Origin of the sequence: Candidatus Pantoea deserta (assembly GCF_003813865.1) — a bacterium.
Lineage (GTDB): Bacteria > Pseudomonadota > Gammaproteobacteria > Enterobacterales > Enterobacteriaceae > Pantoea > Pantoea deserta.
Map to the genome: position 1 here is coordinate 464,652 of NZ_RMVG01000002.1, position 20,729 is coordinate 485,380.

Annotated in this window: 17 protein-coding genes; 12 read left to right on the plus strand and 5 right to left on the minus strand. The window is 60.2% G+C overall.

Features of this window, described 5'->3' with window-relative positions; all coding sequences use genetic code 11:
* Positions 1-118: 118 nt before the first annotated feature.
* The 3 genes from BBB56_RS04860 (at position 119) to BBB56_RS04870 (ending at position 4,417) form a co-directional block, all read left to right on the plus strand.
* Positions 119-706: a Yip1 family protein gene (locus BBB56_RS04860; protein ID WP_123799325.1), complete on the plus strand. Its 588-nt coding sequence runs from the start codon at positions 119-121 to the stop codon at positions 704-706.
* Positions 707-905: 199 nt separating this feature from the next.
* On the plus strand, positions 906-1,850 hold the full coding sequence (gene pbpG, locus BBB56_RS04865; RefSeq protein ID WP_123799327.1) for a D-alanyl-D-alanine endopeptidase: 945 nt from the start codon (positions 906-908) through the stop codon (positions 1,848-1,850).
* A 134-nt stretch (positions 1,851-1,984) separates the two neighbouring features.
* Positions 1,985-4,417 (plus strand): DUF3772 domain-containing protein, encoded by a 2,433-nt coding sequence (locus BBB56_RS04870; RefSeq protein WP_123799329.1) that lies wholly within the window; start codon positions 1,985-1,987, stop codon positions 4,415-4,417.
* 121 nt (positions 4,418-4,538) lie between these two features.
* On the opposite strand, the gene dld is transcribed toward BBB56_RS04870, so the two are convergent.
* On the minus strand, positions 4,539-6,239 hold the full coding sequence (dld, locus tag BBB56_RS04875; protein WP_123799331.1) for a D-lactate dehydrogenase: 1,701 nt from the start codon (positions 6,237-6,239) through the stop codon (positions 4,539-4,541).
* A gap of 157 nt (positions 6,240-6,396) precedes the next feature.
* On the opposite strand from dld, the gene bglX reads away from it, so the two are divergent.
* A complete protein-coding gene (gene bglX / locus BBB56_RS04880) occupies positions 6,397-8,694 on the plus strand; it encodes a beta-glucosidase BglX (RefSeq protein WP_123799333.1) in 2,298 nt (765 codons plus the stop codon).
* A gap of 72 nt (positions 8,695-8,766) precedes the next feature.
* Positions 8,767-9,639: an oxygenase MpaB family protein gene (locus BBB56_RS04885; RefSeq protein WP_123799335.1), complete on the plus strand. Its 873-nt coding sequence runs from the start codon at positions 8,767-8,769 to the stop codon at positions 9,637-9,639.
* Between the two features lie 84 nt (positions 9,640-9,723).
* On the opposite strand, the gene BBB56_RS04890 is transcribed toward BBB56_RS04885, so the two are convergent.
* Positions 9,724-10,017, minus strand: a complete 294-nt coding sequence (locus BBB56_RS04890; RefSeq protein ID WP_123799337.1) for a hypothetical protein — start codon at positions 10,015-10,017, stop codon at positions 9,724-9,726.
* A gap of 263 nt (positions 10,018-10,280) precedes the next feature.
* On the opposite strand from BBB56_RS04890, the gene BBB56_RS04895 reads away from it, so the two are divergent.
* The 3 genes from BBB56_RS04895 (at position 10,281) to idi (ending at position 14,252) form a co-directional block, all read left to right on the plus strand.
* Positions 10,281-11,390 (plus strand): suppressor of fused domain protein, encoded by a 1,110-nt coding sequence (locus BBB56_RS04895; RefSeq protein WP_123799339.1) that lies wholly within the window; start codon positions 10,281-10,283, stop codon positions 11,388-11,390.
* A 167-nt stretch (positions 11,391-11,557) separates the two neighbouring features.
* On the plus strand, positions 11,558-13,453 hold the full coding sequence (locus BBB56_RS04900) for a methyl-accepting chemotaxis protein (RefSeq protein WP_123799341.1): 1,896 nt from the start codon (positions 11,558-11,560) through the stop codon (positions 13,451-13,453).
* Positions 13,454-13,718: 265 nt separating this feature from the next.
* A complete protein-coding gene (idi, locus tag BBB56_RS04905; RefSeq protein ID WP_123799343.1) occupies positions 13,719-14,252 on the plus strand; it encodes an isopentenyl-diphosphate Delta-isomerase in 534 nt (177 codons plus the stop codon).
* A gap of 39 nt (positions 14,253-14,291) precedes the next feature.
* Here idi and BBB56_RS04910 read toward each other — a convergent pair whose 3' ends face one another.
* Complete coding sequence (locus BBB56_RS04910; RefSeq protein ID WP_123799345.1) at positions 14,292-15,767, minus strand: MFS transporter; 1,476 nt, start codon at positions 15,765-15,767, stop codon at positions 14,292-14,294.
* 209 nt (positions 15,768-15,976) lie between these two features.
* On the opposite strand from BBB56_RS04910, the gene osmF reads away from it, so the two are divergent.
* From osmF to BBB56_RS04930, 4 genes are read left to right on the plus strand one after another with little or no spacing between them, the layout of a single operon-like run.
* Positions 15,977-16,891, plus strand: a complete 915-nt coding sequence (gene osmF / locus BBB56_RS04915) for a glycine betaine ABC transporter substrate-binding protein OsmF (protein WP_123799347.1) — start codon at positions 15,977-15,979, stop codon at positions 16,889-16,891.
* 3 nt (positions 16,892-16,894) lie between these two features.
* The gene (locus tag BBB56_RS04920) at positions 16,895-18,076 is read left to right on the plus strand and encodes an ABC transporter permease (RefSeq protein ID WP_123799349.1); all 1,182 of its coding nucleotides are present in this window, start codon (positions 16,895-16,897) and stop codon (positions 18,074-18,076) included.
* Positions 18,063-18,998: an ABC transporter ATP-binding protein gene (locus BBB56_RS04925; RefSeq protein WP_123799351.1), complete on the plus strand. Its 936-nt coding sequence runs from the start codon at positions 18,063-18,065 to the stop codon at positions 18,996-18,998. Before BBB56_RS04920 ends, BBB56_RS04925 begins: the two co-directional genes overlap by 14 nt.
* Positions 18,998-19,729, plus strand: a complete 732-nt coding sequence (locus tag BBB56_RS04930) for an ABC transporter permease (protein WP_123799353.1) — start codon at positions 18,998-19,000, stop codon at positions 19,727-19,729. The genes BBB56_RS04925 and BBB56_RS04930 overlap by 1 nt, the downstream gene beginning before the upstream one ends.
* Here BBB56_RS04930 and BBB56_RS24040 read toward each other — a convergent pair.
* Both BBB56_RS24040 and BBB56_RS04935 read right to left on the minus strand, forming a co-directional pair.
* Positions 19,710-19,817 carry a YohO family small membrane protein gene (locus BBB56_RS24040; RefSeq protein ID WP_491565906.1) on the minus strand — a complete coding sequence of 36 codons (108 nt, stop codon included), beginning with the start codon at positions 19,815-19,817 and terminating at the stop codon, positions 19,710-19,712. The two genes, BBB56_RS04930 and BBB56_RS24040, sit on opposite strands and share 20 nt — an antisense overlap.
* Positions 19,818-19,894: 77 nt before the next feature.
* On the minus strand, positions 19,895-20,635 hold the full coding sequence (locus BBB56_RS04935; RefSeq protein WP_123799355.1) for a MerR family transcriptional regulator: 741 nt from the start codon (positions 20,633-20,635) through the stop codon (positions 19,895-19,897).
* Between the last annotated feature and the right edge of the window lie 94 nt (positions 20,636-20,729).

Genomic DNA, 20,729 nt, shown 5'->3' on the forward strand with positions numbered 1-20,729 from the left:
GCCGATTGCCGACCCGCTGGCTACAAAAGCAGCAGCGGCGTTTATACTTGAGATGATGCTGCCTGGAGGGTCAGCGGCAAGGATTCAGGGCAGCCTGTCGCATTAGCGAGGTGATTATATGAATCATGTCTGGGGTCTTATGGCGCATCCCGATCGGGAGATGCGCGACATCAAGCAAGAAAACGAAAGCGTTTCGCACCATTACACCCATCACGTTCTGCTTATGGCGGCGATCCCGGTGATCTGCGCGTTAATTGGCACGACGCAGCTGGGCTGGAATCTGGGCGAAGGGCAATATGTTCAACTCAATCTGCTTACCGGGATTGCTCTCGGCGTCTTATTTTATCTGATTATTCTGGGCGGCGTGGCGGTAATGGGCCGCGTCATTCACTGGATGGCGCGCGACTATCCACAGCGTCCGAGCGTCCAGCGCTGTACGGTATTCGCGGGTTATGTGGCGACGCCGCTGTTCCTGAGCGGCCTGGTGGCGCTCTATCCGCTGGTCTGGCTCTGTGTGCTGGTAGGCGCGCTGGCGCTGGTTTATACCGGCTACCTTCTCTATATCGGCATTCCGCTGTTTCTGAATATCGATCGTGATGAAAGCCTGCGCTTTTCCGGCTCGACGCTGGCGATCGGCGTACTGGTTTTCGAGGTGCTGCTGGCGCTTACCGTTGTGCTGTGGGGCTATGGTCCAAAACTGTTTTAACTCCGCGAAAGCGATCTGAATGCACCCCGTCCCGCGACCTTTCCGTCGCGGGACTTTTTTAACGCTCAGAAACATTCTCACCAGGAAATTTCTTACGCATCCGCGTATTATGCTGCTGCCAGCCTCCGCGTGGTCGGCTCTGCGGCAGGCAGCCTGTGTCAAACACGGCGTAATATCTTAATCGGTACTTTTTTACACCATGCCTGTAACCATTCGCTATTCACTGCTTTCACTTGCGCTATTGTTCGGCGCTCAGGCTTTTGCGCCCGCGCAGGCGGCGACTTCACTTTCACAGCTTGCTCCCGTCGCCGAGCCGCAGATTGCCTCCGGCAGCGCGATGATTGTTGACCTGAATACCGGTAAAGTGCTGTTTTCCAGCCATCCCGATCGCGTAAGGCCTATCGCCTCCATCACCAAGCTGATGACCGTTATGGTGGCGCTGGACGCGAAGCAGCCGCTGGACGAGCGAATTTCGGTAGATATTAGCCATACGCCAGAGATGCGCGGCGTTTTTTCCCGCGTCAAACTCAACAGTGAAATTAGCCGACGCAACATGATGCTGCTGGCGCTGATGTCTTCGGAGAACCGCGCCGCGGCCAGCCTGGCGCACCACTATCCCGGCGGCTATGACGCCTTTATCCGCGCTATGAACGCCAAAGCGCGCGCGCTGGGCATGAGCCATACCCGCTACGTCGAGCCTACCGGCCTGTCGATTCACAATGTGTCGAGCGCGGAAGATCTGGTTAAGCTGCTGCGCGCCACGCGCGACTATCCTCTGCTGGGCGAACTGAGCACCACCAAAGAGCAGACCGCGGTGTTCACCCATCCGAGCTATGCGCTGCCGTTCCGTAATACCAACCATCTGGTGTACAAAAATGACTGGCGCATCCAGCTGACTAAAACCGGCTACACCGATGAAGCGGGCCACTGCCTGGCGATGCGTACCGTGATTAATAATCGTCCGGTGGCGCTGGTGGTGCTGGATGCGTTCGGCAAATATACCCACTTCGCCGACGCGAATCGTCTGCGCGACTGGCTGCAAACCGGCAAGGCTGCGCCCGTGCCTGCGGCGGCGCTGGCCTATAAAAAGCAAAAGGCGGGGCAGGTGGCCAGCAACAGCCGCAGCAGCGCTGTCGCGGAGTAACCCTTTAACGACGTCCGCCCGCCGCGGATGTCGATTACTACCTGCATTCCTATAGTTTCCCGGTGCGCCTGGCCCTAAACTACGCGCGAATGGCGACGATCGATCGTCTGAATTTGTGCTGGAATCACACGACTATGTTTACGTTACGCTCTTTTTTTGCGCTGTTTATGCTGCTGGCGGCGGCTTTCGCTCCCGCCTGTAGTCTGGCAGACGACGATGCGGCCGATGCCGCGCAACAAACCGACGCCGCGCCTAAAGTGAACGCAGCGGTCGAACTGCCGAAGATGCAGAAAATTCTCGACAAGCTGAAAGGTCAGGTGTCGGGACAGACCAATGAAAACCAGCTGACCCAGCTCAATGAGATGGCGCTGGAGCTGTCGGGCAATGCCGACACCCTGGCGCAGTCGCTACAGCCTCAGCGTCAGCAGCTCGACGCTCAGCTGGCGGTGCTTGGCCCCGCGCCCAGCGAAGACAGCGGCGTAAAAGAGACGCCGGAAGTGACCCGTAAGCGTAGCTCGCTGGAGAACCAGAAAGGCAAGCTGGACGATCAGATCAAGCAGGCGGAAGGGATCAAGAACAGCGCGCTGATGCTGTCGTCGCAGATCACCAACCTGCGCCGCGACCTGATGAAGACCCAGCTGGCGCTTAACTCCGGCAGTATTTTCGGGCCGCGCTTCTGGGCGCCGCTGTTTGTAAAGCAGGATCTTGATAACGAAAAGATCGATGACTTTTTGCAGGAGCTAAAAGATACCGCCGCGCTGTCATGGGAACCGGGATACCGCTTCGGCACCCTTGCCTGGCTGCTGGCGGCGCTCCTGATCATGACGCTGGGACGCCGTTACAGCGAAGAGTTTCTGGCCTGGATCAGCATCCACAAAATGCCGGAAGGTCGGCTGCGCCGTAGCTTTCTGGCAGCGGCGATCGCGCTGACTACGCTGGCGGCCGTGGTGCTGACCTTTAACTTTACCGCGCTGGCCTTTGCCCGCCGCGACGAAGTTTCCAGCGATGTGCAGGATTTCGTGCTCAGTCTGGTCAAGCTCAGCGTGTTTTGCGGCCTGATCGCCGGTCTGGGGCGCGCGCTGCTCTCTACGCGTCGGCCAAGCTGGCGGCTGCCGGCTATCTCAAATGAAGTGGCGCTGGCGTTAAAGCCGTTCCCGCCGATTACCGCGGCGCTGGTATTTATTTTCCAGACGGTGGAAAACTTTAACTACACCGTTGGCACCAGCCTCAACACCACGATTTTCGCTAACGGCCTGACGGCCTTGCTGATCGGCAGCACGGCGCTGGCCATCAGCATGCGCTCTAACCGCGTGCGCCGTCGCATGGCGCAGGAGGGCAATGTTCCGGAAGTGCGCTCTACGCTGGTAGGGTTGATTCAGCTGGGGCTGACCATCACCGCGATGGCTATCCTGCTGTCGCTGATTGTGGGTTACGTTACGCTGGCGCGCTTCCTGAGCTATGAGGTGGTGTGGTGCGGCATCCTGTTTGGCTCGTTCTACTTCCTGAGCCATCTGGTGAATGACGGCTGCGAAAGTCTGTTCTCGGTGAACAACGCCACCGGCAAACGTCTGCAAACGCTGCTCAATATTGACGAGCGCCATCTGCAACAGACGGCGACGCTGCTGGCCGCGCTGGGTAAAACCCTGCTGATTGGCTTTGTGGCGCTGGCGCTGCTGAATGGCACTTTCGCCTCATCCACCCCCATCGAGCTGCTGCAAAAAGCCATTGAGTTCTGGGGCGGCAAAGGGCTGGAGTCGCTGAACATCGTGCCGGCGCATATGGTCAACGCCATTATCTGCCTGGTGGTCGGCATCTATGTGCTGCGCAACGTGCGCCGCTGGCTCGATACCGATTTCCTGCCGAAAACCACCATGGACGCGGGAATGCGCGTGTCGCTGATCACGCTGTTCAGCAACATCGGCTATGTGCTGGTGATCCTGTTGACGCTCTCTGTTATGGGGCTTCAGTGGAACAAGCTGGCGTGGATCGTCAGCGCGCTGTCGGTGGGTATCGGTTTTGGCCTGCAGGAGATCGTAAAAAACTTTATCTCTGGTCTGATCCTGCTGACCGAGCGGCCGGTAAAGGTAGGCGATCTGGTCTCTATCAGCGGCATTGAGGGCGATATCCGCCGTATTAATGTCCGCGCAACTGAGATCCAGCTAAGTGATAAATCCACCGTGATTGTGCCGAACTCGCAGTTTATCTCGCAGAACGTGCGCAACGCGACCATGGGCAACGCGCAGGGCGTGGTCACCATTATGCTGACGTTTCCGCTGAATATCGATCCGGTGCGGGTGCGCGAGCTGCTGCTGGACGTCTATAACGAGAACGAGCGTATTCTGGAAATGCCTGAGCCGTCGGTGTCCTTTAAGGATCTGACGCCGCAGGGCATCGTGCTGAGCGTAACCGGCAACGTGGCCAGCCAGCGCCAGATTTCCGGCGCGAAGAGCGATCTGCTGTTTGATATTCTGACGCGGCTGCGTAAAGAGGGCATTATGCTGTCAACGCCGCAAACCATGATTATCGAACGGCGCGCGCAGGCGGCGGAAGCCGAGTCGCTCTCCTGACGTAAAAACAAAAAGGCTTCCCGCAGGAAGCCTTTTTTTCTGGCGACAGCGCAACCTGCCGCTGACGCTCTGTGCCGCTCAGCTTTCAGAAAATACAGGCAATCCTCAGCGCCGGATTGTCTCAGCTCGCGCGAACGGCCCAGCCTTTCTGTTTACTGGTTTTACCAATGCCGGGATTAAAGGTATTGGTCGGATCGAGCTGGCGATAAAAAGCCGCCAGCTGCGGTTTCGCCCGGTAGAGATGGCCGACATTATGCTCTGCCGGGTATTCCGCGCCGCGCGCTTCTAACAGCGCCAGCATCTGCTCCTTCAGCGCGTGCGCGTCCACGCCTTTCTTCACAATATAATCCTGATGGAAAACGTGGCAGAAGAAGTGACCGTAATAGAGTCGGTGGCTCAGCGACTGGCTAATTTCCGGCGGCAGGGTTTCATACCAGTCGCGATCGTTGCGGCGCAGCGCAATATCCAGCGCCAGAATCTCCTCGACCTCATCGGCATGCACCGCATGATAGCGCACCGCCGCGCCGGCGGCCGCAAAACGGTGCAGGAAGGCGTGCGCGCCCTCTTTGCCTTCGCATTCGAAAAAGTCGCCGCCGCCCTCGCGGAAGTAATCTTTCAGGTAGTCGCGCGCCTCTTCCACGCCCGCGCCAGACATTTTCAGCAGCAGGTGATGCGCATACTTATCGCGATACTGTTTCATGCGTTTCGGCAAATGCGCCGGGAACAAGGCGCTGATACGCTGCAACAGCCGATCGGTCAGGTGCGGTTTGACAAAGCTCAGCTTCGCCAGCCAGGCGTCGATGCGGCCTTTCAGCGTGAAAAACAGCGGCATTTTGTCTGTGCCCAGTTTGTCGATCATCAGAAAGGTATCTTTACCGTACACTTCGGCGATGTCGTAAATATCACGATGCATATATTCGCCGGCGACGGGCAGATGGGTGAAGTGGGCGAGGATATGGCGACGGATATCGCTCAGCACCGCCGGATCGTTGGTGCCGATATAGAACACCTGCTGCTGCGGCTCGCAGGGAAAGGTATCCAGCCGCACGGCGAACACCGCCAGTTTTCCCGCGCAGCCGGAGGCCTCGAACAGGCGGCGCGCGTCGGCGTTAAAGCGGGCGGGCGTATCGGCATCGACGTGTCGCACGCGCTCGGCATAGTCCGGATCGGAGGCGTGGCGTCCGTCGTGCTGTACATCTTCCGCGCGCCAGCGTTCGTCATCGAGGCGTCCCAGAATCTCTTCCGGCGATGCGCCAAGATCGATGCCGAGATGGTTAACCAGCTTTAGCTTGCCTGTCTCATCCACCTGCGCGAAGAGCGCCATCTCGCTGTAGGCCGGGCCGCGCTTGATCAGCGAGCCGCCGGAGTTATTGCAGATGCCGCCCAGCACCGAGGCGCCGATACAGGAGGAGCCGATCACCGAATGCGGTTCGCGATTGAGCGGCTTCAGGGTTTTCTCCAGCTGGTAAAGGGTGCTGCCGGGGAAGGCCAGCACCTGTTTACCCTCGTCAATCAGCTGTAGCTTATCGAGACGTCGGGTGCTGATAATCACGACAGGCCGGTCGTAATCGTTGCCGCTGGGCGTCGAGCCTTCCGTCAGGCCGGTATTGGCCGCCTGCATCAGAATAATGGCGTCGGCGCTGACCAGCGTTTGCAGCACGCGCCACAGCTCCAGCAGCGTACCCGGAAAAACCACCGCCAGCGCATCGCCTTCGCCGGAGCGAAAGCCTTTGCGGTAGCGCGCCGTCTGTTCTTTTTCGGTCAGCAGATGGGATGCGCCGACGAGGCGGCGGAGATCGGCAAGTAAAGCGGAATGGATCATGTGCAACTCCCTTGTCATTACATGGCGCACTTACTGTAGCACGTCAGCAACAAGCGGGAGGCGGTGTGACGCCGATAGCTACCTGCTATCCTCAACTTGTGGCACACTGCCGCCTGTTTATTCGATATTGCGCAGTCACTTAAGAGAACCCGAACTGATGAAATGGATTTACTCTGTTAGTCTCGCTGTCTCACTCGCTCTGCAACCCGCGCTGGCTGAAGAGTTGATTGGTCCCCACCCGATGAACGCCGAGGCGCGCGACGCCTTCGTTAACCATCTTCTTACGCAAATGACGCTCGACGAGAAAATCGGTCAGCTCAGGCTCATCAGCGTCGGACCGGACAACCCGAAAGAGGCGATCCGCGACATGATCCACAAAGGACAGGTCGGCGCGATTTTTAACACCGTGACGCGTCAGGATATACGCGCCATGCAGGATCAGGTCATGCAGCTCAGCCGCCTGAAAATTCCGCTGTTCTTTGCCTACGACGTGGTGCACGGACAGCGCACGATTTTCCCGATTCCGCTGGCGCTGGCCGCCAGCTGGGATCTGGATGCGGTCAGCGAGGTCGGCCGGGTTTCTGCCTATGAAGCGGCCGACGACGGGTTGAATATGACCTGGGCGCCAATGGTCGACGTCAGCCGCGAACCTCGCTGGGGACGCATCTCTGAAGGTTTTGGCGAAGATACCTGGCTCTCGTCGCAGATGGGCAGCAGCATGGTGAAAGCGATGCAGGGTAAAAGCGCCGCCGATCGCTACTCGGTCATGACCAGCGTGAAACACTTCGCCGCCTATGGCGGCGTAGAAGGCGGCCGCGACTACAATACCGTCGATATGAGTTCGCAGCGCCTGTTTCAGGATTATCTGCCGCCTTATAAAGCCTCGCTGGACGCGGGCAGCGGCGGGGTGATGGTGGCGCTTAACTCGCTGAACGGCGTGCCTGCCACGGCGGACAGCTGGCTGCTGAAAAAAGTGCTGCGCGACGACTGGAAGTTCAAAGGCATTACCATCAGCGACCACGGCGCGATTAAAGAGCTGCTCAAGCACGGCGTGGCGAGCGACCCGCAGGATGCGGTGCGCGTCGCGCTTAAGTCGGGCATCGATATGAGCATGAGCGACGAGTACTACAGCAAGTATCTGCCCGGCCTGGTGAAGAGCGGGGCGGTAAGCATGGCGGAGATCGACGACGCCGCGCGTCACGTGCTGAACGTAAAATACGATATGGGGCTGTTTAACGATCCCTATAGTCATCTTGGCCCGAAAGAGAGCGATCCGCAGGACACCAATGCTGAAAGCCGTCTGCATCGCGCGGAAGCGCGCGACGTGGCGCGCAAGAGCATCGTGCTGCTGAAAAACCGGCTGGAAACGCTGCCGCTGAAGCGCTCAGGCACCATTGCGCTAATTGGACCGCTGGCCGACAGCCAGCGCGACATTATGGGCAGCTGGTCGGCCGCCGGCGTGGCGAAGCAGTCAGTGAGCCTGTTGCAGGGCATGCGTGAAGCCACCGCGGGCAAAGCCACGCTGCTCTACGCCAAAGGGGCGAATATCAGCGATAACAAAGGCATTCAGGACTTCCTTAATCTCTATGAGCAGGCGGTATCGGTCGATACGCGCACGCCGCAGGCGATGATTGACGAGGCGGTAGAGAAGGCGAAACAGGCGGATGTGGTGGTTGCCGCGGTCGGCGAGGCGCAGGGCATGGCGCATGAGGCCTCCAGCCGCAGCGAGCTGAGCATCCCAGCCAGTCAGCAGAAGCTGCTGGCGGCGCTGAAGGCCACCGGCAAACCGCTGGTGATTGTGCTGATGAACGGTCGGCCGCTGACGCTGGTAAATGAAGATCGCATGGCGGACGCGCTGGTCGAAACCTGGTTCAGCGGCACCGAAGGCGGCAACGCGATCGCCGATGTGCTGTTTGGCGACTATAACCCGTCGGGCAAGCTGCCGATGACCTTCCCCCGTTCGGTTGGGCAGATCCCGCTCTACTACAACCATCTGCCGACCGGTCGTCCCTATAACTTTGCGAAACCCAATAAGTACACCTCGCACTATTACGACACGGTAAACGGTCCGCTCTATCCGTTTGGTTACGGCTTAAGCTATACCCGCTTTAGCGTGTCGCCCGTGAAGCTGTCGGCGCAAACCATGCCGCACGATGGCACCATAGAAGCCAGCGTAACGGTCACCAATACCGGCAAGCGCGACGGCGCGACCGTGGTGCAGATGTACCTTAACGATCCGGTCGCCTCTGTCAGCCGTCCGGTGCGCGAGCTGCGTGGCTTTAAGCGCATTATGCTGAAAGCCGGCGAGTCGCAGTCGGTCAGTTTTAAGATCGACGTCGATGCGCTGAAGTTCTGGAATCAGCAGATGCAGCAGGTGGCGGAGCCGGGCAAATTTAATGTGATGATCGGGCTTGACTCTGTGCGTACGCAGAACGCACAGTTCGACTATCAGTAATCATGCGTTACGCCGTTCTCCCGGCCGCCGTGTCGGGAGAGCGGAACAAATGCTTAACCCCGCCAGACCGCTATGAACACACTCCGCAATCGTATCCAGAATCAGGTTTTTCGCGTTAACGGCCTGGCGCTAAACGAATTTGATATTTCGCAGCCGCCCGGCGACCCAGGCTTGTTTGGCCCGGACAGCGTAATCTGGCGCGTGCACGGCGACTTCCCCTCAATGTTGTGCGGCGGCATCAGCGCCTTACTGCTGCAAATGCTGCATCCTTCCGCGCTGGCAGGCGTCTGGGATCACTCGAACTTTCGTCAGGATATGCTGGGGCGCTTGCGCCGGACCAGCCAGTTCATCGCCGTTACCACCTTCGGCAATCGTCATGACGCGAATGTGCTGATTGAGCGGGTCAAAAACATTCATCTGCGCGTCAGCGGCGTCGATAATTATGGCCAGCCCTATGCCGCCAGCGATCCGCATCTGCTGACCTGGGTACACGTGGCTGAAACCAGCGCCTTTCTCGCCTCTCATCTGCGCTTTAAAAATCCGCGGCTCAGCCTGGCGGAACAGGATCGCTATTATCAGGAGGCGGCGCAGATTGCCGAAGCGCTGGGCGCGACCGGAGTGCCCAAAAGCGTCGAAGCGGTCGCGCGCTATCTGTACAGCATGCGCAGCGAGCTGCGTTACGACGAGCGTACCGCGGAGGTAACGCGACTGCTGCGTCAGGCGCCTGCGCCGGGCTGGCAGGCGAAACCCGCTATGCGGGTAATGCTGAAATCGGGCATGGCGCTGCTGCCCGACTGGGCGCAGAAAATGTCGGGCTACCATTTCAGTCCGCTGACGCGCGTTTTGCTCGACGGAGAGATGCGGCTGCTGGCGAAAACGCTGCGCTGGTCGATCACGCGCGGCGCTTATCATCGCGCCATGCTGCGTATGGGGCGGCAACCTTAACGCTGTCTTAACGATTTGCTGAGACAAGGCCGCGCAGAGACCGGCACGGCTTAACAGCGCCGCGCCGGGAAAGATAAAGAGCGGTTAAGTTCGAAACTCATCATGCGGCCGGGTGTAGGTGCGCGGGGCGCGCGCCTGCCGCCGCCGCATCGCCTGACGCTGCTGAGTGTAATGCGCCAGCACGCCGAGTCCGGTGCCGATCAGGCCCAGCGACAGCAGAACAGGGTAAAGCTCGGCAGGCAGCAGCAGCAGCGCCATCAGGCCCGACACCACCAGCGTGGCGGCCAGCGTGAGCCAGGGGTAACGACAGAGAAGCCAGAGAAAAAGCGCGGGAGCCACCACATCGCGCCAGACAAAATCGGGTATGGGCAGCATCATGCGCCTCCGATAAAAAGGGTAAAGCGACCTTAGCACAGGGCTGAACGTGAAAAACGCGAATAGCCTTTCACCCTCCGCCAGGCTCATGCTTTAGCCGGGCTGCGCGTTTATTCGCGCCGTTGCCGCGATCGCTTTACCGTTGCTTACGCTTGTGTTGCAGCCGCGATCCGACTTTGAGATTTTTACCCTTGTCTCGCATGGCGGCAGTCGGGATCCTGCTCTAATCTCGGGGAAATGGATCCCCCAGGCTTTGTCGAGGCGCTATGACATACCAACCTCTGATTGCTGAGGTCCACAATCAGCAACATACACTGACGGCGATTGTCGAACAGGATGAGCGCACCGCTTACTTCTACATCTGGCCGACGGACCTGTTTCGCAGCCAGTATGCGGTGCGCGGCTGCTGGCTGCGCAACCTGCTGCCAGCGCCGGCGCAGGAAGATCGCGCGGCGATGGAGCAGGGCATTGCGCCGCTGCTCAGCGCCGAGTTTTGCCGCACTCTGGAAGCTGAGCCGCCGCTCGATCCGGCAGGTTTGCAGGTATTATGGGAGCCGAGCGATGACGGCGCGGCGCTGTGGTACTACGGTCAGCTGCTGGCGGTAATCCCCGGCTGGAGCCTTTACCAGGATAAACAGGTCAGCTTCTCTGCCGGCTGCATCAAGAAAAACCGCCTTACCGCGCCGCTCGGCTCCGCGTCTACCAACGACTACTACGCACGCGCTGAACATCAGCGTCAGTTCTGGCGCGACTGGCACGACGGCAACGAATGGGAGCGGGTGCAGCTGAAGCTGATGGAGAGCTATCAGGCCCACTTCGGCGAGTCGGTAAAATATTACGCCATCGATCAGGGCAGCTGGCCGCCAATGGCCATCTCCCAACACTGGCATCAGGGCGCGTGGTATTTTCTCACGCTTGGCATGAGCATCCGGCCGATGCCGCAGGTCGACTACCTGTTTGATGAGCTGGCCCCACAGTACCGCCGCATCGAGCTGGCTATGGCGGTAGATGGCGAAGTGATGACCGAGGGCAATGCCGTTCAGATGGCAAGCGCGCTGGCGGAGTTCGCGCATCTGCCCTGGGCGCGCCTGACCTGGCTGGGGGAAGGCCATACGCTGGCGTCGGAAGTGGCGCCGGTGGGTTTTGAAAGTTTCCTGCTTGCCAACGCGCTGGCGGACGACGCGGCGCAGTTCAAGCTGCCAAAACGCGACGGCGACCGGCCGACGCTGCTGTGGGCGACGCCCATCACCGAAGCCGAGCGCCAGTTCGCTCAGGCCGATGAGCTGGGCGGTCAGCAGCTGGCCGAGCGATTAATGGCGGCGGGGAATAACCATATCTTTCGTCCGCGCCAGCAGGTGGTGGACAGCGAAACCTGACCACAGCGCGCTGTTCAGGCAGCGCGCAACGATCTCTCTGTCACCTGCTAAATAGTCACCTGGCTCAACTACTTGTTAAATTTGTGATCCTGCTCGCCTCAAGTTACCCCTGGCCGCGCCGTTAACCCTGATCAGGCAATCGCGCCATTTCTGCCAGGGGAAAGCAGATGTTTAAAACAACTCAATCCCGCTTTACTGCGGTTCTAGTGGTTTTTTTTCTCGTTTTGATGCTAATCACCGTGCTGGTGATCAAACAGTTTATCGCTCCGCAGTTAACCGCTAACCAGAGCCAGCTGGTGCGCTATCAGGTCAACGCGCTGGCGAGCGGCATCGTCGAACAAATGAACCGCGTACAGGCGCAGCAGCGCGCTATCACCGAAAGCGCGGGCGTGATGGAGAGTCCAGCTATCGATCAGCTGCTGCCCGCCCTGGTTAACCAGTATCAGGACAGCAACGTCTTTGGCGGCGGTATCTGGCCGTTGCCCAACCTCCGCGATCCGGCGAAAGAGAAAGACAGCAGCTTCTTTGCGCGCAACGCCAGCAACCAGCTACAGGTGAATACCTACTGGAACTCCGATGCCGCGGATAAATACTGGGAGCAGCCGTGGTACCGGGACGGCATGGCCGCTGCGAAAGGCCAGTGCGCCTGGGCGAAGGCGTATCAGGATGCCGCCAGCCCCCAGCCGCGCACCAACTGCGCGATGGCCATCTACCGTGACGGCACCGTCTGGGGCGTCGCCACCATCGACGTTACCCTCGGCTTTTTCAACCACCTGGCGAAAGAGATGGGCGAAGCCATTCAGGGCCGCGTGCTGATTGTTGAAGCCGATGGCAAAGTGGTCGGCAATGCCGCGCTGGTCGACGGCACGCCGAAGCTGGAGAACCTCGCCGATCTGCAACTGCCGATGGCGGCCCCGCTGAAAACGCTGCTCTCCAGCGCCGGCGCTCAGCCGACCGAAACGACGTTTGACGGCGAAGACGGCGAACATACGCTGTTCCTGCAGGCGATCGCTGGCAGCCCCTGGTATCTGGCCAGCGACGTGCCGACCAGCCTCCTGACCGCGCAAACGCACAGTATGCTGACGCGTCTGGGCCTGGTGCAAATTCCGCTGGCGATCGTGCTGCTGCTGGTGCTGCTGGGCTTTATTCGCTCCATGATGCAGCGCCTCAGCCTGCTCAATCGCAATATCGATGCGCTGTCGCAGGGCGGCGCCGATCTGACTCAGCGTCTGCCGGCCAGCAATAGCCCGGAATTTAACGCCGTCGCGCAAAGCTTCAACAACTTTATCGGTTACTTGCAGGGGCTGATGCGTCAGGTGGGCGACAGCGCGCTGGCCATTACCGCCGCCTCGCGCGAAATCGCCAGCGGCAACGCCAACCTCTCCTCGCGCACGGAAGATCAGGCCAGCTCTATCGTTGAAACGGCGGCGTCAATGGAGGAGCTGACCGGGACGGTGCGGCAGAACGCCGACAACGCCACCCATGCCAATCAGCTGGCGGGCAATGCTTCGCAGGTCGCCGCGCGCGGGACCGAGGTGGTGCGTCAGGTCGTCAGCACCATGGGCGAGATCCACCACTCTTCACGCAAAGTGGTCGATATTATCAGCGTCATCGACAGCATCGCTTTCCAGACCAATATCCTGGCGCTAAACGCCGCGGTCGAGGCCGCCCGCGCAGGGGAGCAGGGACGGGGTTTCGCGGTGGTGGCGTCGGAAGTGCGTAATCTGGCGCAGCGTTCGGCCAACTCGGCGCGTGAAATCAAAAAGCTGATTGAAGAGTCGGTCGCCAACATCGACGCGGGCAGCCAGCTGGTGGAACAGGCGGGCGAAACCATGGATGAACTGATGCAGGGCGTCAGCAGCGTGACGACGCTGATGAGCGAAATCATGTCTGCCAGCCGCGAACAGAGCATGGGCATTGAGCAGGTCAACGTGGCGATCACGCAGCTCGACGGCACCACGCAGCAGAACGCCGCGCTGGTGGAGCAGGTTTCCGCCGCCGCTCAGGCCATGGAGGAGCAGAGCGTCCAGCTGGAGCAGGTGGTGCAGAGCTTCCGTCTGTAATACCAGGGAACCGGCTCGCCTTTCAGACGGCTGCCGCCTGAGCAGGCAACTAAAGCGTGCCGCGCAAGGAAGCGCGCGGGCCAGACCGCCAGGGACGGCCTACGCGTCCAGGCGAGCGGGCCTTGTCTTACCTCGCCGTACAGGGTGATTTCTCTCACGGGCTTGCGCAGGCGGCCCGTTCTCATTTGCGAAAAAGCACAAATTCACGCGGCATAAAATGGCAGGGATGTGCCAGAATAGTTGAGAGTAATCTTAAGGAATCCCCATGTCTGCTATTGAAGTTATTCTTGTCGACCATCTCGATCGCCCCACTGGTAAAATGGAAAAGCTGGAAGTGCATGAGAAGGGATTACTGCATCGCGCGGTGACGGTTTACGTTTTTAATTCCCGCGGCGAACTGCTGTTACAGCGCCGCGCCAGCGGCAAATACCACTGTGGCGGACTCTGGAGCAACACCACCTGCGGCCATCCTTATCCCGCCGAGCCGACCCAGCAGGCGGCGGAGCGCCGTTTGTTTGAAGAGATGGGACTGACGCTGTCGCTTACGCCGGTGTTCGAACTGAGCTATAACCTGCCGCTCAGCAATGGTCTGACCGAGCATGAATATGGGCACGTTTACTTCGCCGTCAGCGACGACCTTCCCGCGCCCAATCCGCTTGAGGCTGACGACTGGTGCTATCGCTCCGTTGGCGATATTCAGCGGGCGATGCTGGACGATCCCCAGCAGTTCACGCCCTGGTTTCTCTATACCTTTCCGCGCATCCCGGCCTATCTGAATGCGCTGAGCATGCCAGCGTAAAACAGCAGAGACCGCCCGGCCGGGCGGCCTTCAGCACCTTTAACGCGCGGCAAAATCCTCAGCGTCCACATCATAGCCCGACGGCTCCCAGCGGATCGCCAGCAGGGCCAGCAGACCGGTCAGCGGCGCCAGCAAGATCACCCAGAACACGCCGGTGCCCAGCGCCGCGACCAGCACCGGAAACAGAAACAGCGAGACGGTGGAGCTGCCGCGCATCAGGGTCTGATTAAAGCCGACGCCGACGCCACGCAGCGAGGTTGGGTAGCTGAGTGAAGCAAAGGTCATGGTGTGCGAGCCGGGACCAAAACCCTGACCAAACAGGAACAGCGCCAGCATTGCGATCGCGATGGCCGCCTCCTGACCGCCTTCGGGACGTCCGATCAGCGCCAGACCCAGCAGCGCCGCGCACTGACAGGCGTAGCCCGCGACCGACATCTTCCACGCGCCGAGACGCGGCACCAGCCGCACCGCCAGCACGCCGCCGACAAAGGCAAACAGCAGATTAAGCGCCAGCGACACCAGAATAGTGGTCAGCATCGACTGGGCGAAAAAGCTGGTAATGATCACCGGCAGGCCAAATGCTACTGCATTATAGGCAAAGGAAGAGGCGACAGAGGTGAGGGTCGCCAGCAGCGTGCGGCGCCGGTAAACGCCCTGGAGCAGCGCGCCATAGTTGCGCCAGCTGGCGCGACGCGCGGGTTGAACCGGCGACGTCGGCGCATCGCTGGCGACCTGCGCATTGATATTCCACGCGCGGCGCAGAATGGCCGCGGCGCCGTTAAGGTCGCCCTGATTAGCGGCCCACACCGGGGACTCGCTCATATAGCGGCTGCGGATGGCGATAATAATCAGCGCAGGCACCGCGCCGAAACCGAGGATCAGGCGCCACAGCCAGTCGGTATGGCTCTCCGGCAGCACCGCATAGAGCAGCAGCACCAGCAGATAGGAGATGCTGATCGCCGCATACCAGGTAGGACACCACATCGCCACGCTGGCGGCCTTATTGCCCTGGCCGCGCAGGCGGGAAAACTCGGCGAGAAACGCCATCGCGACGGGTAAGTCGATGCCGACGCCCAGCCCCATCACAAAGCGCGCGCCGCCGAGCACATACTCATTAGGCGCGAAAGCGCAGGCCAGCGCCGCCACCACAAAAAAGAACATATCCGCCATAAACACACGGTAGCGGCCAATTTTATCGGTCAGGTAGCCGCCGATCAGCGCGCCGACGATAGCGCCGAAGGTAATCGCCGAGGCGACCATACCGGTGCCGGTCGGGGTCAGATTAAACTCGCGCGCGACATCCTTGATGCCAAACGCCAGCGCGCCAAGATCGTAGGCGTCGAGAAAAACGCCGCCCAGCGCAATTGCCACCACGATGCGTGCATTGTTGCGTGCGCCTTCGCCATCGTTAATCAGTCGGGAAACGTCCGCAGCGCTGCGGATCCACTGGGTTTCGCCGCCGGTCTGGCTCCCTGTCAATGCCACCTGAGCAGCAGAAGAAGTAAGGTCGGTCATAATGTTGTCTGTAATTTTAACTAAAGTGAGCGGGCATCTTACCGTCCAGACGTCTGGACGTAAATCATTTTGGTTATTATCCATACGGTAAAATGCTAAAAAAGTCAGGGTGCAAAAGGTCACGCTTTGGATAATGTATGAAGCGGCAGGTGACGGAGCGACTACTCTGTAAAGAAATGTCATCACACATCAAAATAAAGGAATCCACTATGGCAAGGTCTGGTTTTCTGGCATTGACGGCGGCCGCAGTGCTGCTGGCAACAGGCGCGGCGCAGGCCGCCGATCCCGTGCGCGTAGGTTCAAAGATTGATACGGAAGGTTCGCTGCTGGGCAATGTCATTCTGCAAGTGCTGGAGAAACACGGCGTTAAAACGGTTAACAAGATCCAGCTCGGCACCACCCAGGTGGTGCGCGGCGCTATCACCGCCGGCGAGCTGGATATCTATCCCGAATATACCGGCAACGGCGCATTCTTTTTCAACGATGAAAAAGACGCTGCCTGGAAAAATGCCCAGCAGGGCTATGAAAGGGTGAAAAAGCTCGACGCCGAAAAAAATCAGCTGGTCTGGCTGACGCCTGCGCCGGCGAATAATACCTGGACGATTGCGGTGCGGCAGGATGTGGCGCAGCAGAATAAACTCAGCTCGCTGGAGGACCTGAGCGCCTGGCTGAAAAAAGGAGGCACGTTCAAACTGGCCGCGTCGGCCGAGTTTATTGAGCGCAGCGATGCCCTGCCGGCTTTTGAAAAAGCCTATGGCTTTAAGCTGAAACAGAGTCAGCTGCTGTCGCTGGCGGGCGGCGATACGGCCGTCACCATCAAGGCGGCGGCGCAGCAGACCTCCGGCGTCAATGGGGCAATGGCCTACGGCACCGACGGCCCGGTCGCGGCGCTGGGGCTACAAACCCTGAGCGATCCCAAAGGCGTACAGCCCATCTATGCGCCCACCCCGGTTATTCGCGCCTCGGTGCTGAAGGCCTATCCCGACATCGACAGCTGGTTAAAACCGGTTTTCAGCAAGCTGGATGAAAAAACCTTGCAGCAGCTGAATGCCAAAATTGCCGTGGAAGGCCAGGACGCCAGCAGCGTGGCGACCGAATGGCTGCAACAGCAGAAGCTGCTGTAAGCCATGGCGCTATCGCGTGAGGCGATGCTACCGGTGCGCCGTCAGCCGGTCGCGCTGTTGCTGCTGTTGCTGCTGAGCCTGGCGCTCTACTGGCTTCCCTTTCTGAGCTATGCGCCGAACCGGCTGGTTTCAGGCCAGCCGCTGATGCTGGGGCAGGCAGACGATGCCGGATGGTTAGCGCTGCCGCTGGCGGCGCTCTGGCTGTTGCTCTGGGCGCGCCCGACGGCCGCGCCGCTGGGCCTGATGCTGCTCGCCTGCGATGCGCTGCTGGCGGGCATGATATGGCTGAGCGGGCATGAGGCCGCGCGGCTGGCGGCGCAGGGCAGCGCGCTGGCGCGCACCAGCTTCGGCAGCGGCCTGTGGCTGGCCTGCGGCGTAACGCTGCTGCTGAACGCGGAGACGGCGCGCAATCTGACGCGCAATCATCTGTGGCGACTGCTGCTGAACCTACAGGCAGGGCTGCTGCCGCTGCTGATGCTCTTCAGCGGCGAGCTGGACGCGTTATCACTGCTAAAAGAGTACGCCAGTCGGCAGACGGTCTTTGATGCGGCGCTGATGCGGCATCTGACGCTGCTCAGCGGCACTCTGCTGCCCGCGCTGCTGATCGGCGTGCCGCTCGGCATTGCGCTGCACCGGCGTCCCGCATGGCAAAGCAGCGTATTCAGCGTGCTCAACGTGATCCAGACGGTGCCGTCAGTGGCGCTGTTTGGCCTGTTAATCGCGCCGCTGGCCGGGCTGGCAAAAACCTTTCCGTGGCTCACCAGCTGGGGCATTAGCGGTATCGGGATGGCGCCGGCGCTGATTGCACTGACGCTCTACGCGCTGTTGCCGCTGGTGCGCAGCGTGGTGGCCGGACTGCAACAGGTGCCGTACGACGTGCGCGAAAGCGCGCGCGGAATGGGCATGGACCCGATGCAACGCTTCTTTGCCGTCGACATCCCGCTGGCGCTGCCGGTGTGGCTGGCCGGACTGCGCGTGGTGGTGGTGCAGACGCTGGGCATGGCGGTTATTGCCGCGCTGATCGGCGCAGGCGGCTTCGGCGCCATTATTTTTCAGGGATTGCTCAGCAGCGCGCTAGACCTGGTGCTGCTCGGCGTGATCCCGGTTATTGCGCTGGCGGTGGTGATTGACGCCCTGTTCCGCCTGCTGATTTCTCTGCTGGAGGGAACCCATGATTCACTTTAACGGCGTCAGTAAATACTTTGCCGGGAAAGCCGCCGTCAACGCGCTGACGTTAGAGATTGCTAAGGGGACCTTTAGCGTGCTGCTCGGCACCTCAGGCTCCGGTAAATCCACCACGCTGAAAATGATCAATCGGCTGGTGGATTTCGACGAGGGCGACATTCTGTTTGCCGGCGAGTCGATACGCCAGCTTGACGCGCGCGATCTGCGGCGACGTATGGGCTACGCCATTCAGTCTATCGGCCTGTTTCCGCACTGGACGGTGGAAAAAAATATCGCCACCGTTCCTGCGCTGCTGGGCTGGCCGAAAGCGCGCATTCGCGCGCGGGTCGAGGAGCTGCTGGCGTTGCTTAGCCTGGATCCCCTGCTGGCGCGCCGCCTGCCGCATCAGCTGTCAGGCGGTCAGCAGCAGCGCGTCGGGGTGGCGCGGGCGCTGGCCGCCGATCCCGAAGTGCTGCTGATGGATGAGCCTTTTGGCGCGCTCGATCCGGTCACGCGCGGGGCGATGCAGCAGGAGATGCTGCGTATTCACCGTCTGTCGGGCCGCACCATCGTGCTGGTGACGCATGACATTGACGAGGCGCTGACGCTGGCGGACAACATTATACTGATGGACCACGGGGAAATTGTGCAGCAGGGCAAGCCGGCGACTTTGCTGACGCAGCCCAGAAACGACTTCGTGCGCGACTTCTTTGGCCGAAGCGAACTGGGCGTGCGGCTGCTCTCGCTGGGGCAGGTGGGCAACGCGGCGCGGCGCGGCGAGTGGCTGGAAGGCGAACCGCTGATGGCCATGCAGTCGCTTCGTGAAGCCCTGTCGCAGTTTATTGCCCGGCGCACCGACAGGCTGCCGGTGGTTGATGAACGGCAGCAGCCGCTTGGCGTGCTTTACTTCAGCGATCTTCTGACGCTGCGCGAGGGGCAATAATGCGCTGGCGAAAAGATCCGCTTCTTTGGGCAATAGCGGCATTTATTCTGCTGCTGGTGGGGTTGCCCTTCAGCGAGCCGCTTTTTGCATGGTGGTTTCCCGACCAGGCACGTCCACTCTACCAGCAGGAGAGTTTTTTCCGGCTGACGCTGGCACACCTGTTTCTGGTCACGACGGCCAGCGCGCTGGCGTTAATCATCGGCGCAGGCAGCGGCGTGCTGGTTACGCGGCGCGCAGGCCGTCGCTTTCGTCCGCTGGTGGAAACCCTTGTGGCGGCGGGACAAACCGTGCCGCCAGTCGCCGTGCTGGCGATTGCGGTGCCGGTAATGGGATTTGGCGTCTGGCCCGCCGTTGTGGCGCTGCTGCTTTACGGGCTGTTGCCCATTTTGCAGGGCACGCTGGCCGGGCTGGACAGCGTGCCAGCCAGTAGCCGGGAAATCGCTGACGGCGTCGGTATGAGCGCCTGGCAGCGATTATGGCAGGTGGAGCTGGCGCTGGCTGCGCCGGTGATTCTGGCGGGCGTGCGCACCTCGGTGATCGTCAACATCGGCACGGCGGCCATCGCCTCCACCGTCGGGGCAGACAGTCTTGGCTCGCCGATTATTATCGGCCTGAGCGGCTTCAATACGGCTTACGTCATCCAGGGCGCGCTGCTGGTGGCGCTGCTGGCCATTATCAGCGACCGCCTGTTCGAGCGCCTGCAACGCTGGCTTAGCGTGAGTGCAGAATAAGCGTGTAGCCTACCAGCATCAGTCCACCGGTGCCGCCGACGGCCATAATGAAAAACAGCGTTGCGAAGAAGATTTTTTGCCAGTTCATGCCGAAACCTGATTGAAGCCCGAAAGCCGGGGATGATAGCGCGGGCAGAGCCAGGCGAAAAGGGCCCTGCGTGCGTTTTACTGAAAGCGCGTTTCGTGCGCGCGAATGGAAAAGCCCTGTTCCTGCCAGTGCGTTAGCTGCTCCTGCTGGCGGCGAGTCAGTTTTTTACCGGTCCAGACAAAGATCGTCTGACCTGGAAAAAGTTCCGGACGCGGCAGGTCGAGCGGCTCCGCCAGCACGTCCAGGCGCCAGCCGTCCTGGGAGAGACGCCAGGCCTCCAGCCAGATGCGGGTGCGGTCTTCCACTGCCCAGCCGAGGATCAGCGCGTCTTTACCGGCTTTTTTACGGCTCGCGGCAAGACAGAAGGCAACGTAATCGATCAGCGCGCCGTCCAGCAGGCTGCTCATCACGCGAGCGGTATTTTGATCCAGCCCCAGTTTTTGCCGCACCGGCATAATCACATGGTCAATCAGCGCATCGATGGGATTTTCACGGCCCAGCGTGGCGATTTTCGCACGCAGCTTCGATGGTTTGACATGGCGCAACACGCTCATCAGCTCTTCCTGGAGATTAACCCAGCCGTCGTGAACCTTAACGTTTTCGCCTTCAAGCAGCGCCTTGACTTTGCCTACCGGCACGCCGCTTTCAATCCAGCGTTTGATTTCTTCAATGCGCTGAACATCCTCGTCATCAAACTGACGATGTCCACCCTCCGATCGCTGCGGCTTCAATAAACCATAACGTCGTTGCCACGCACGTAGCGTAACTGGATTTATTCCACAGCGTTCGGCAACATCACCGATACTGTAAAAGGCCATAACTTCCCCAAACTTCCTGACCGCAATCAGATAACCTTAACCAACGCGATCAAGTTGTACAAATGTTTTTTAAGTGTACAAGTTGACGCTGAGA